General features: G+C 48.1%; 7 protein-coding genes and 1 pseudogene. 5 read left to right on the top strand and 3 right to left on the bottom strand.

The window, feature by feature from the left end; genetic code table 11:
- The first annotated feature begins 9 nt into the window (after nt 1-9).
- Entirely contained in the window at nt 10-7,467 is a 7,458-nt protein-coding gene (locus tag OTK50_RS00790; RefSeq protein ID WP_088462100.1) for a beta-ketoacyl synthase N-terminal-like domain-containing protein, read from the top strand.
- Nucleotides 7,468-7,601: 134 nt separating this feature from the next.
- On the opposite strand, the gene OTK50_RS00785 is transcribed toward OTK50_RS00790, so the two are convergent.
- A complete protein-coding gene (locus OTK50_RS00785; protein ID WP_088462385.1) occupies nt 7,602-8,813 on the bottom strand; it encodes a cytochrome P450 family protein in 1,212 nt (403 codons plus the stop codon).
- A gap of 288 nt (nt 8,814-9,101) precedes the next feature.
- Here OTK50_RS00785 and OTK50_RS00780 point away from each other — a divergent pair, with 288 nt between their 5' ends.
- Entirely contained in the window at nt 9,102-9,536 is a 435-nt protein-coding gene (locus OTK50_RS00780; protein ID WP_224224283.1) for a NucA/NucB deoxyribonuclease domain-containing protein, read from the top strand.
- Between the two features lie 59 nt (nt 9,537-9,595).
- Nucleotides 9,596-10,351 carry a YoaK family protein gene (locus tag OTK50_RS00775; protein WP_003154084.1) on the top strand — a complete coding sequence of 252 codons (756 nt, stop codon included), beginning with the start codon at nt 9,596-9,598 and terminating at the stop codon, nt 10,349-10,351.
- Between the two features lie 33 nt (nt 10,352-10,384).
- On the opposite strand, the gene OTK50_RS00770 is transcribed toward OTK50_RS00775, so the two are convergent.
- Complete coding sequence (locus tag OTK50_RS00770) at nt 10,385-10,747, bottom strand: hypothetical protein (RefSeq protein WP_007410383.1); 363 nt, start codon at nt 10,745-10,747, stop codon at nt 10,385-10,387.
- Nucleotides 10,748-10,939: 192 nt separating this feature from the next.
- A pseudogene (locus OTK50_RS00765) lies at nt 10,940-12,268 on the bottom strand (S8 family peptidase).
- Between the two features lie 178 nt (nt 12,269-12,446).
- Between OTK50_RS00765 and OTK50_RS00760 the strand changes: the two are divergent.
- Nucleotides 12,447-12,680, top strand: coding sequence for a hypothetical protein (locus tag OTK50_RS00760; protein ID WP_088462384.1), 234 nt, complete (start codon nt 12,447-12,449; stop codon nt 12,678-12,680).
- A gap of 255 nt (nt 12,681-12,935) precedes the next feature.
- The gene (locus OTK50_RS00755) at nt 12,936-13,643 is read left to right on the top strand and encodes a poly-gamma-glutamate hydrolase family protein (protein WP_088462097.1); all 708 of its coding nucleotides are present in this window, start codon (nt 12,936-12,938) and stop codon (nt 13,641-13,643) included.
- Nucleotides 13,644-13,649: the final 6 nt, after the last annotated feature.

Here is a 13,649-nt window from a genome sequence, read left to right as displayed (position 1 = left end):
GGGACGGCTTTGCAAAACACTGAAGATCTTCTTTACAAACTATTGGCAGGCCAGCTGAAATCTGTCGGATTTTTTACGAAAAACGAAACGCAGCCTGTCATGCAGGGGTTTTACGGCAGGTGGCTGGAAGAAAGCATCTCCATCTTGGTGCAAAAAGGCTTTTTGAAACAGTCAGGCAGTACGTATGTGTTAACGGGTCCGATAGAGCGTGCGGACGTGCTGTGGCAAGAATGGGATGAAAAGAAAGCTCCTTTACTCAAGGACAGCAGCAAAGAGGCGATGATCACCTTAGTGGAGACCGCTCTCAGAGCTTTGCCGGATATTTTATCCGGCAGAGTTTCTGCCACTGATGTTCTGTTTCCTGATTCCTCAATGGAATTGGTTGAAGGAATCTATAAAAACAATGAAACGGCAGACTACTTTAATGAGGTGCTCGCTGACACATTGACGGCTTTCATTGAAGAACGCCTGAAAGAAGACCCGAACGCGGAAATCCGGATATTAGAGATCGGAGCGGGGACGGGCGGGACGAGCGCGGCCGTTTTCAAAAGATTAAAAGAGTACAAACATCATGTGAAAGAATATTGCTACACCGATCTGTCAAAGGCCTTTTTCATGCATGCTGAAAAAGAATACGGTCCCGACAATCCGTATTTGACTTATAAGCGGTTTAATGTGGAAGAGCCCCCGGCTTTGCAGGGTATAGAGGCGGGCGCATATGACGCGGTAATTGCGGCAAATGTGCTTCACGCGACAAAAAATATTCGGCGGACACTTCGCAATGCCAAAGCGGTGCTTAAAAAGAATGGGATTTTGCTATTAAATGAGATCAGCAGCCATTCGGTTTATTCTCACCTGACATTCGGCCTTTTGGAAGGCTGGTGGCTGTATGAAGACGCCAAACTGCGCATTCCCGGATGCCCGGGGCTGTATCCTGAAGCGTGGCAGTCTGCGCTGGAAAGCGAGGGATATCGGTACGTTACATTTATGGCGGAATCGTCACATCACCTCGGCCAGCAGATCGTGGCGGCAGAAAGCGACGGCGTTATCAGGCAAAAGCAGCCGGACGCGCAGGCGGTTGAAGAAACTGCGGCTTCCAAAGAGCCGGCTGATTTCACAGAACCGTCTTTCTCAGTCACAGACCGGACTGTGCAATTCATAAAAGAAACGTTAGCCAAGTCCATAAAGCTTGCTCCCGAGCGCATTCAGCCGGAAACCAGCTTTGAAAAATACGGCATCGACTCCATTTTGCAGGTGAATTTTATCCGCGAACTGGAAACATTGACGGGCGAGCTGCCGAAAACGATCTTATTTGAACACACGAATACGAAAGAACTTGCCGAGTATTTGCTGGAAACTTACCCGGATAAGCTGCAACAGGCATTCGGAGCCGAACAAGCGCCTCCTGAAACGGAGCATCCGGAACCTGCAATGAATGAACCGGTGCCGCTTGTCACGGAAACGCGGCGATTTATCACTGAACAAAAAGAGCCAAAAGCGCCAAAGCCGGAAACAGAAACCGTCACCGTTAATCGTTCTGATCGTGACGACATTGCCATTATCGGCATCAGCGGCCGCTATCCCGAGTCTGAAACGCTCGATGAGCTGTGGGAACATTTAAAAGCCGGAGACAGCTGTATTACGGAAGCCCCGGAAAACAGATGGAAGTCCGGTCTTCTGAAAACAATGGCAAAAGAAACACGAAAAGAAGAACGCAAAACACGGTACGGCGGATTTCTGCAGCATATTGACGCTTTTGACCATCACTTGTTTGACATGCGGGAAGACCATGTGATGGAGATGACGCCTGAGCTCCGTCTAAGCTTAGAAACCGTATGGGAAACATTTGAAAACGGCGGTTACTCGTTAGAAAGAGTAAACGAATGGCAGGAATCAGACAGCGGCATCGGTGTATTTATGGGCAGTATGTACAATCAATATTTCTGGAATATCCCGTCATTGGAAAAAGCCGCGCTCAGCTCTAACGGAGGGGATTGGCATATCGCCAACCGCATTTCCCACTTTTTCAATTTAACGGGTCCGAGCATGGGCGTTACGACCGCATGCTCCAGCTCACTGAGCGCCATTCATCTCGCCTGTGAAAGCCTGAAGCTTAACAGCTGTTCCATGGCGATTGCCGGAGGGGTCAATCTCACGCTTGAACCGTCTAAATATGATGCGCTCGAACGGGCGAATTTGCTTGAACAGGGAAGTGAGAGCAAAAGCTTCGGAACCGGCACGGGCCTGATGCCGGGAGAAGGAGTCGGGGCGGTGCTCTTGAAGCCGCTCTCCAAAGCGGTTGCTGACAAAGACCATATTTACGGGGTCATTAAAAGCAGCGCGTTATGCCATAGCGGCGGAAGGCAGATGTACACGGCTCCGGATCCGAAACAGCAGGCGAAGCTCATGGCGGCTTCCATCGACAAGGCGGGAATCAATCCGGAAACAATCAGTTATGTTGAATCAGCGGCAAACGGCTCTGTATTGGGAGATCCGATTGAGGTCATTGCCCTGACAAATGCGTTCGCGCAATATACTGATAAAAAACGTTTTTGCGCGCTTGGATCCGTCAAGTCAAATCTCGGCCATTTAGAGGCGGCCTCCGGCATGTCCCAGCTCGCGAAAGTGCTGCTGCAAATGGAGCGGGAAACATTAGTTCCAACCATTAATGCAAAACCGCAAAACCCGAATATCGCGCTTGAACAAACGGCTTTTTACCTGCAGGAAAAAACCGAGTATTGGGAGCGTATGAGGGATGCCGAAACGGGGGACAACATACCGCGGAGAAGCATGATCAATTCCTTCGGGGCAGGCGGGGCATATGCAAATCTCATCGTAGAAGAATATATCAGCCCGAATTCCGATCAGGCCCGTCACGGCGATGAGGAATATATTTTCCCTGTGTCAGCGAAAACAAAATGGAGTTTTGAAGCCTATCTTGAGAGACTGGCGGCCTTCTTAGAAAAGACGCCATCTCTTCATCCGGCCGCCATCGCATCCGCGCTGCAAAAAAGAACGCATCATTCGGAGTATCGGGCGGCATTTACGGCTGCTTCCGTTCAGGAACTGCTGGAAAAGCTGGCCGCTTACCGCATGGATCAGCGGAATCTCAATTTCTCCGATTCTGATATTGGCCGGCGTGCGCGGCAATGGGAAAAAGGAGAGAATATCGCGTTTGATCAGTTGCAGCAAGAGCACGCCGTTCATCTGCCGGCCTACGCTTTTGACCACGGGACTTCTTTTCAATTCGGTGAATCAGAAAACGCTGCCGGCGTTCAGGCGGTATACAGTGATGACGACCCATACGTGAAAGGGCATCAATTCAGCGGAGAACCGGTACTCGTCGGCGCTACATATAACAGTCTGGCAGTCGATCATTTTTGTGATCTTTTTCCTGAAGCGGAAGGAGGACAAATTAAAAAACTGAATTACGCGAGCCCCATTACCGTAAAAAAAGGCGATCGCATCGAGCTGAAAACAGAATCGAAACAAAACGGGGATGGATTTGAACTAAGCATAATGCACCGCAGCCGCACGTCTCCTGATTGGAGCATAGCGGCGTATGCCGAGTGCAGCCCGTATCCGTTTCAAAAGCAGCACGCGGATCTGACGGCCATTCAGCGCTCTTACCGGGAAGTGGGCCGGATAGATGAGTTATACGGAGACGGAACGGGAACTGTCGTGTGGGGAGAAGAATTTAAAACGATCACCCGCCTGTACAAAGGCTCTGATGCCGTTTTAGCGAAAGTGAACCTGAACAATAGCGACTCACAACAAGCGCATCATTATGCCGTAAATCCGTTAATCGCCAACAGTGCTTACTTGGCCTCGCTTTCTTTATTGGACCAAACGGAGGCGGAAAGCTATCTGCCGTTCGGCATTAATTCCGTCACCTTCAGCAGCCCGGAAGATCTTACCGATTGCTGGCTGCACATCAAGCTGGCCAAACAAACGGGGGAAATGATTCTGATTAACGCAGATGTCATCAGCAGCCGATCGGAAGTGGTGATGCGTTTTGAAGGCTATGCACTGAAACGGTTCCGCCCGAAAACCGAACAGATGAATCAGCCGGCCCGAACGGCTGTTAAGAATGCGGGAGCACCGATTTCTGCCGGCAGTCTGACAGATGATATCCGCAGCTACGTCCTTGGCAAGCTCGCCAAGATGATGGGTGAACCGGGGCCATCTCTTCGTTCTGACGCGAATATCATGGAATTGGGACTCGATTCAGCGAGCCTGATCGGGTTGACAAAAGAGATTGGCCAAGAGGCGGACATCGATGTGAATCCAACATTGTTTTTCGAGTATCCGACCGCGGAGGAGCTGACCCGCCACTTCGCGTCAGCATATGAGAGCAAGTTTTCTCAATTGCTTGCCGATCATAAGTATTCAGAAGAGGCTAGGGTCACGGAAACAGAAGAGCGCACTTTACCGAAGAAACAGCATCCGCCTTGTAATAACGCCGATGTCAAGCAAGGAATCGCGATTATCGGTATGTCAGCTCAGTTTCCGCAATCCCCGGATATCCAGTCTTTTTGGGAGCACATCGTAAACGGGGATCACTGTATTACCGAAATTCCGGCGGACCGCTGGGACTGGCGCCGTTACGCCGGTGATGAGAATGACACGAGTCTCAGATGGGGCGGTTTTATTGACGGTGTCGGCGAATTTGACCCGCTCTTTTTCGGAATTTCTCCTAAAGAGGCATCACAAATGGGGCCGGAGCAGTTTCTGCTTTTGATGCATACATGGAAGGCAATGGAGGATGCGGGCCTGACAAATAAGGCATTATCAAGCAGACCGACAGGCGTTTTCGTTGCCGCGGGCAACAGCGATCCGAACAATGGAACAGCCATCCCGTCCATCATTCCGAACAGGATATCATATGCCTTGAATTTACAAGGACCGAGTGAATATTACGAGGCTGCCTGCACGTCAACGCTGGTGGCATTGCACAGGGCGGTTCAATCAATCCGTCATAACGAATGTGAGCAGGCTGTCGTGGGAGCCGCCAATATTCTGCAATCGCCGAAGGGCTTTATCGGTTTTGACTCAATGGGATATTTAAGCAAAAACGGCCGGGCGAAATCGTTCCAAAAAGATGCCGATGGCTTTGTCAGAAGCGAAGGGGCGGGCGTGATCATCATCAAACCGCTTGAGGCGGCAATTGAAGACGGCGATCATATTCACATGGTCATTAAAGGAACAGGAGTGTCTCACGGCGGTAAAGGCATGTCGCTTCACGCACCGAATCCGGCGGGAATGAAGGCCGCGATGAAAAAAGCGTACGAAGACACCGATGTTGATCCACAAACCGTCACTTATATTGAAGCGCACGGCATTGCCTCCGAAATGGCAGATGCGCTGGAGTTTAATGCAATCAAAGCGGGTTACGGCGAGTCTGCAAATCAAGAGGAAAGCGCGCCTTGTTATATCAGCACCGTGAAACCTTGCATCGGGCACGGCGAACTCGCTTCCGGACTGGCCGCCCTTATAAAAGTGGCGATGGCCATGAAGCATCATACCATCCCGGGCATTCCCGGATTTACAGCTGCAAATGAGCAAATGGCCATTCAGAAAAGCCGCTTCCGTTTCACCGAAGACAATCAGGAATGGACACAGCTCACCGACCATACGGGCAGACCGATCCCGCGCCGGGCCGCAATTAACAGCTATGGCTTCGGCGGCATGAATGCGCATGTCGTCTTGGAACAGTACAGCCCGAGCCATAAAGACAAAGAATCTGTGCATGAACCGCAGCTTATCGTCCTTTCTGCTAAGAGCGAAGGGCGCCTAAAGGCGGCCGCAGGTCAGCTGGCCGATTTTGTGCAAACTGGAGATACTCCGTCATTGCGGGATATTGCTTATACGCTTCAGACCGGCCGTGAGGCGATGAACTGCCGCCTGGCACTCGTTGCCCGCAATCAAGATGAATTGCTGGAAAAACTGAAAGAGTACAGAGCATTTTCCGAAGAAAGCAATGGAATGAAAAGCTTCTTTACAGGCAGTCAGCAGACTGGATCAGGAGATATCGGCGTTTTACTGGAAGGGACTCTCGGTACAGTCGTCACGGAGACGCTGTTGGCTGAAAACAATCTGGAAAAGCTTGCATTTTGCTGGGTGAAAGGTGCGGATATACCGTGGGACAGACTCCACCAAGGCAAATCTGTTCAAAGAGTGCCGCTTCCGACATATCCTTTTGAAAACCATAAGTATTGGAACGGCGGTCAGCCAGAAGACATCGTCCTTGCACCGGTTTCACAGAATCCTCAGATCCGCTGCGAGAGCGCAGCTGACATTGTGGCAGACATTTTGGGGATGGAGCCAGCGGAAATGGATCAAAATAAGCCGCTGACTGAATACGGTTTCGATTCAATCTCCTCTATTCAGCTGCTGAAAAAACTTGAGGGCGGAGACAGCCGCATCAGTCTGGAGGCTCTTCAGAAATGCAGCACTGTTCAGGAGATTAGCATGCTGTTAAAAACGAACCAATCGCAGGAGGCGGGCCGGAATTTTCCCGAACTCGTCAAGCTGAATGATAGAGAAAAAGGCCGTCCTGTTTTTTGGTTTCACGGCGGAACGGGAGGCGTTGAAGCATACCGGCCATTCGCCAAAAAGAGTCAGCGACCTTTTTACGGCATCCAGGCAAGAGGTTTGACAGGGAAAGAGCCGCTGCAAGGAATCGAAGAGACGGCCGCTTCTTATAAGAGAATCATCCAAGCGGTACAGCCGAAAGGCCCTTATGACCTCGGCGGATATTCCTTGGGCGGAATGTTTGCATACGAAACCGCGCGCCTCTTGCAGGAGGAAGGTCATACGGTAAAAAGCGCCGTCATGATCGACACCCCGTACAGTGAAAAATGGAAAGAAAGAAAACCATCTGTTAAGTCAGTCATGCTGCAAACGATCAATACGATGCTTACAGCATATCTTAAGCCTGAAAACCTTGAAGAGGCATTAATCAGCAGAGAAGACATTACCGTCCAGGCTGAGGAAGAAGAGGTATTGAAAGAATTGATCGGCCTTGCCAAAAAGCACGGTCTGCCAAAATCCGAAGAAGCGATCCGGATGCAGCTGGAGCAAATGATGAAGACGCAGCTCGCCTACGGAATGGAAGAGTATGACATGAAGCCGCTGCCTCATCCGGAAGCGCTGCAATGCTACTACTTCCGTAATAAAAGCGGTTTGTTCCTCGGAGATCTTGAACGTTATCTGACAGCAGAGGAAGAACAAATTCCGTTAGACCAAGATGCGTATTGGAAAGAATGGGAACGCCAGATAAAACAGTTTCACCTGTTGGACGTTCACTCTTCCAATCATGTCACAATGCTGTCGGAACCAAAGCCGCAAAACGCCATTAAAGCATTCTGCGAAAAACTGTACGCAAACAAAGGAACGATAAGCGCAAATTTCCTTAAATCTTTCAGAAAAAAGCTGGACGAAACTAATGAGCTGGTAAAACGGTAATAGAGAACGGCCGGAGCAATCCGGCCGCTTTTTTATCTATATAGAACTAAATTAACTATGTACTAAATTTTCATTGTTATATTGATTTCTGTTTATAAGACATTAAAAAACCCCCGATAAACAGGGGGACGATATTAAAATCTGACAGGCAATGTTTCAAGCCCTCTCAAAAACACATTTTTTCTCCATGTTACATCCTCGGGCGCGCCTTTCAGCTCTATATTCGGAAATCGTTTTAAAAGCGCGGTAAAGGCAATGGATGCTTCCATCCGGGCGAGCGGAGCCCCGAGACAAAAATGAATGCCGAATCCAAAAGAAATATGACGGTTCGGTGTTCTCCCTATATTTAAAGTATCAGGATCATCAAAATATTCCGGGTCCCGATTGGCTGAACCGATGCCGATAAATATCATATCACCTTTTTTAATAGAAACATCTTTATAAGTGAAATCTTCAATCGCCCATCGATTCGCCATCATGATGACGGGAGAGGTATAACGCAAAAGCTCTTCGACCGCCGTCTGGATATTTTCGGGCTGCCGCTTTATCTTCTCCATCTGGTCTTTGTGCAGAAGAAGCGCCAGGGTGCCGGAGCCAAGAAGGTTAACCGTTGTTTCAAGCCCGGCAACGACTAACAAAAACAGCATGGAATACAGCTCTGATTCACTCAGCTTTTGGCCGTCCTCTTCAGCGTAAATAAGCTTGCTCGTCAAGTCTTCACCCGGATGTTTTCTTTTTTCTTCGATCAGTGTTTTCATATATTGTTTAAATTCTTTGAGAGCCTGGTTGGTCGCATCTTGTCCGCTTTCTGACGTGTCGACCATTGCGTTTGTCCACACTTGAAATTTGGCGCGGTCCTCTTTCGGAATTCCGAGCAGCTCGGAAATGACGATAAACGGAAGCGGTGCGGCGAAATCTCTCATGATATCAGGGTCTGCTTTTGTTTCCATTTCATCCAGCAGATCTTCTGTGATCTGCTCTATCCCGGTGCGAAGCTGCTCAATCATCCGGGGAGTGAACCCCTGATGCACCAAAGATCGAAGACGTGAATGATCCGGCGGGTCTTTTGCCAGCATATGCTCTGAGACAAAATCGATATCTTCACTGACATTCAGCTTCGCGATCAGCTCCTTCGGCATGACCCGTTTTACATCTCTCGTAATTCTGCCGTCTTTTAAAAACGCCATACAATCATCATAACGCGTGATGAGCCAAGCCGGAAAGGTGCCTCCGAAACGCTGCAGTTCGAATTTATGTATGGGGTCCTGCTCTCTGAATCTGCTTAAAACCGCAAAAGGGTTTTCGTGAAACTCGGGTGAGTGTGGGTGAAACATTGTTTTTTCCATCTGGATTTCCCCGCCTTCATGTTTTTGAAAAGACATAACAAACAGCCGGTGCCTGCCGACCGGACGGCATTCCTCCTTTTATCTGCCGAAGACACTGATCACAACGGCTCATAAGTATGTCTAAAATATATAAGGAAACAGAAGCCGGTTCAATAGACAAATCGTAAAGCCGCCATTTTCGTTGATTATCAACAAAACAGCAAACTTTTTTTGCCATTTCATCATGTGTGTTAAATCCGGCTAATATACATATTTACGCTTCATATCAACTTCTTAAGGAGGATGTGAATGAATGCGTTTATGAAATGGGCGGCAAGTCTGCTTTTGGTGATCTCTCTTCAGTTCGGCCTTACGGGCGCCGGCATCCATTCGGACAGTGCTGCTCGTGCCGCATCCCGATACGATCAGGTGCTGTATTTCCCGCTGTCAAAATATCCGGAGACGGGAAATCATATAAAAGACGCCATTTCGGCAGGTCATTCTGAGATTTGTACAATTGATCGGGGCGGAGCGGAGAATAGAAGGAAAGAATCATTGAAAGGAATTCCGACAAAGCCCGGGTTTGACCGTGATGAATGGCCCATGGCAGTCTGCACAGAAGGCGGGGCGGGGGCTGATATCAGATATGTAACCCCGTCGGATAACCGCGGGGCCGATTCATGGGTTGGAAATCAAATGAGCGAATATTCCGACGGCACGAGAGTATTATTTATCGTTCAGTAGCTTCTCCGGTTCGCCGGAGTTTTTTTATGCTCTGAAAAAGCGGCACGCCGGCTGGACATATGAAATGGCAAAGAGTAAACTTATATGTTGGAATCAGCATGAGAAAGGATTGGATCACATTGACAGTGACTACATACCGAAATATTGCACTTTTACTTCTTTGTTTAACAGCGGGAATTGTGGATGTGATCGGTTATTTAAGCCTGGGACATATCTTTACCGCCAATATGACGGGGAACATCGTTCTGTTCGGCCTGGCGATCGGCAACTCATGGCACCTTGCCGTACTCAAATCGTTAACCTCGTTAATCGGATTTATTGCCGGTGTTATTGCCGCGGCCCTGCTTGTGGGCAATAAAAAGAAATCATTCTGGCCCCCTGCGGTAACTGCCGCTTTAGCTATTGAAGGAGCTGTTTTGCTGCTGTTTGCTTTGTTCTCTTGCTTTTTTGCAGATGCCATTTCTGTTTATGTGCTGATTATGCTGCTCAGCTTCGCAATGGGAATGCAGACGACAGCTGCGAGAAAACTTGGTGTAGCAGGGATTTCCACGACCGTATTAACGGGAACGCTCGCTAATTTTTTTGAAGATCTCACCGCAAGGTTTTACAAAGCGGACAAGCGGAAGCAGTTTACGAGAGATGCTGTTTTGCGCGCGCTTGCCTTGGTGCTGTATTGTTTTGGGGCGGTCATAGGCGCTTTTGCCGAACCGGATTATAAGTTTGCCGTGATCTGGCTTCCGATTATCATTATTTTAGGCATTATGCTTTGCGCATTCACGATGTTCCACGGATATTCTGAAGAAAAAAACCAATAAAAAAACGCCGCTGATTCAGGGCGTTTTTTCTTTTTATTGCTCTTTCCGGGTCCCGATTGTATAAACGGCCCGATCTGTATGTACCTTTAATCCGTCTTGCTCCTTTTGGATGGTAATGTCGCCGAGCAAAGGGATTTCATACGCATCTTGAGGGAGCGGGACATTTCCTTCCTCCGTATAGGTTGTGCCGTGTCCTTTTAGGACGAGTTCTTCGTCAGCTACATAGTCATCGGGATGATTTGTCCGGCGGACGAGAACATCATCAAGGTGAAGCATGATCTGGTCCATATCAGAAATCTCGTTTCGGCTGTCTGTCAGCTCTCCTTTTCTGATATCAAGCGTTTGTCCGATCTGTTTTTGCAGCCATTCAGACAATTCGGTGTTTGTAAGTGCCATTGTGATTCCTCCTTTTATCTACACCATACTTATTCCCTATTTTTTTAGAAATACACTGCCTTGCATTGATCTTTTTTTCTGACAGCCGGTTCTGAAGCATTCCGAGTTCCTTCATTATAAATGTTTCATCTGTTCACCTGAAAAACGGAGTCATCTGCCGGTGCAGACGACCCCGTTCTCATGATAAAAAGGTTACTCTTTCGGCACGGCGTTTTCGGCGTTCACTGCGCCCGCTCCGTAAATGTTCGGATCTTCATTTGTCCATTGATCCGGACTTTGTTTGATCAGTGTTTTCACTTCGTCAGGCGAAAGCTGCGGGTTTTGCTGAAGGATTAAGGCGGCGATGCCCGCACAGATCGGAGTGGCCATGGACGTGCCCGACAGACTGAAATACAAGGAGCCTACACGGTTTGATTTCTGTAATTTGTCAAGGTATGAACGCGGAGAACGGAGAGATACGATATCGACCCCGGGCGCAAGAATGTCAGGCTTCTCTTTTCCGTACACAGTCGGGCCGCGGCTTGAGAATGAAGCGACCGTATCGTCCTCATTGCTGGCCGTATCATTGTCATCATAGGCGCCTACCGTTATTACCTTCTCGCTGACACCGGGGCTTGAAATCGTTTGAGCTTCCGGACCGGAGTTGCCCGCGGCGACGCAGACGACGATTCCTTCATTCCATGCCTCTTCAACGGCCTTGACGAGCGGGTCGTCCGTTTCTTTATCATATCTGAGCGCATCTCCGCCCAGTGACATGCTGATGATTTTGATCGGATTCTTTGTGTGTTCTTTATTATATTGTATGCACCATTCCACACCTTCAATGATATCAGCCAAGGTTCCTGATCCTGATTTGTTTAAAACCTTGACTCCGATCAGATCGGCTTCCGGCGCCGGCCCCTGATATTTACCCGAAGATGAAGCGCCGCTGCTTGCGATATCACCGGCGCAATGGGTGCCGTGCCCGTTGTCGTCATACGGTTCTGTCTTTTGGTTGACAAAGTCCGCAAATCCGATAACTCTGCCTTCTAAATCGGGATGCTGATAGATTCCGGTATCAATAACGGCAACGATTACGCCTTTTCCTGTTAATACGGTGCCGTTACGGGTCACTTCTTTTGCATGAGACGATTCAGCTGCCGTATCAAGGAGCGCTTTTACTTCACGGTTTAAATAGATTTTACGGATATCCCGGCATTGCGAAAGAAGCATGTGAAGGGCGGACGGAGTGACTTCGGCGCTGCAGCAATTGATTGTTTGAAACTGCTTTTTTATGGTGCAGCGTTTTTCTTTTGATAAGACCTGCCCTGTGCTGTGAAAACCGGATTCATGGCAGCCCTCTTCAAATTCAATGATGACTGACATTTTCTTTCTGTTTTTCACCTTTTTTTCGAAAAACTTGTGCAAAAAGCAAGGTGTCTATTTGAAAGGTTTATATAACTGTAATACGTTTTCTCTGAGCGGCCAGTCCAGCTTATGAGCATTTGACCGCACCATTTGTACCATTGAGTAACCAAACATATATACTTTTCCTCCCATTCTGGCGATTCTCTCTATACCATATGAACAGGCCGTATGTTCGGTCAGTTTGTTTGTCCTTCAGGAGCGCTGGTTACTTGCGGCTTTTTCAGGAGAAGAAATCGAGTTGAAACAGAACGTTCGTTCGGTTATGATGAAGCCGGCGGAAGGAGGTATATACTTGAACATAATATTGAGACATTCCTTGGAAAAACAGCTTCCGATTGATATTATATATATGAAAAAAGACGGCTCCATTTCAAAACGGACCATTATTATAAAAAAAGGGGATGAGCGGGCTGTAACGGCATTTTGCTGTACAAAAAAGCAGATGAGAATTTTTTTGACGGGCTCCATTCTGTCCTGTGCATTTGCTTCGGGAGGCGGATATTCATTTTTAAAAGCGTATTCTTGATGCCGTCCGTTTCCGGCCGTGAATCTCCCGCCCCTGAAAATTCGGGCGTTCCTCCCTTTTTTTTTGCCCTCTCTCAACCTTTTTTCACTGATGCCCGGCATTTGAGCGCTTGAACCGTGACAATCCATTGATTTTTCGAAACCGGGAAGTTTTTCACTGATGATAATGTTAATAGAATGTTAAGATAAGACCTATTGACAAAAATCCATATAATGAACATGTCATTTTTCAGAAAGGAGCAAAGAAGGAGAGCTGATGAAAAGAATTTTACTTAATGTCATCATTATCGTAGCAATGGTCTTACTAATAAGATGTGCTCATTATGCGTCAGATCCTGATCCCTCGAATTCTTCTGATACATACACAGATTTTAAAGATCTGGCTGAACATGAAGACCCCGATGATTATCATATATCGTACAATAAGCGAAAGGGGAGCCCCGTATTGATCATGTCGCCGCACGGAGGGAGAATTGAGGGCGGGGTGAGCGAGATCGTCCGCTCTTTCAGCGATGATTATTCAACCTACCTGTTTGAGGGATTAAAAACGCATGATAACCAGACTCTTCATATTACGAGCACCAAGTTCGATGAGCCTTCAGCAGTCGAAAGCATTAAGCAGCACCATTATGTTATCGCAGTGCACGGTTATAAAGGCGACGAGAAAAATACTCTTGTCGGAGGAAGCGATCGGAAGCGGGCGAAAAAATTGGTGAGAGCTCTCGAACGAAACGGATTTTCTGCAGAATTGGCAACCTCAAAAACCGGTCTGGCCGGGGTTAACACCGAAAATATCAATAACCAGGCGCAAACCGGGCTGAGCATACAGCTTGAGATCAGCAGAGAACAGCGGGAAGCGTTTTTTGATAATTTTGATTATCGCGAAAGGGAATTCACAAAAACGGAGGAATTTTACCGGTTTGTCCGTACGATAAAAAGAGTGATCAATCAAGAGTATTCGTGAGCTTAA

Source organism: Bacillus sp. NEAU-CP5, assembly GCF_026420705.1.
Classification (GTDB): domain Bacteria; phylum Bacillota; class Bacilli; order Bacillales; family Bacillaceae; genus Bacillus; species Bacillus velezensis.
Note: the sequence above shows the minus strand (reverse complement) of the source record. Positions and strands in the feature narration are given on the sequence as shown.

What these genes read in the sequence shown, in the direction of transcription:
- OTK50_RS00780 (WP_224224283.1), top strand. Translation starts at nt 9,102, where the DNA reads ATGAATGCGTTTATGAAATGGGCGGCAAGTCTGCTTTTGGTGATCTCT.
- OTK50_RS00785 (WP_088462385.1), bottom strand. Translation starts at nt 8,813, where the DNA reads ATGGAAAAAACAATGTTTCACCCACACTCACCCGAGTTTCACGAAAAC.
- OTK50_RS00755 (WP_088462097.1), top strand. Translation starts at nt 12,936, where the DNA reads ATGAAAAGAATTTTACTTAATGTCATCATTATCGTAGCAATGGTCTTA.
- OTK50_RS00775 (WP_003154084.1), top strand. Translation starts at nt 9,596, where the DNA reads ATGAAATGGCAAAGAGTAAACTTATATGTTGGAATCAGCATGAGAAAG.
- OTK50_RS00770 (WP_007410383.1), bottom strand. Translation starts at nt 10,747, where the DNA reads ATGGCACTTACAAACACCGAATTGTCTGAATGGCTGCAAAAACAGATC.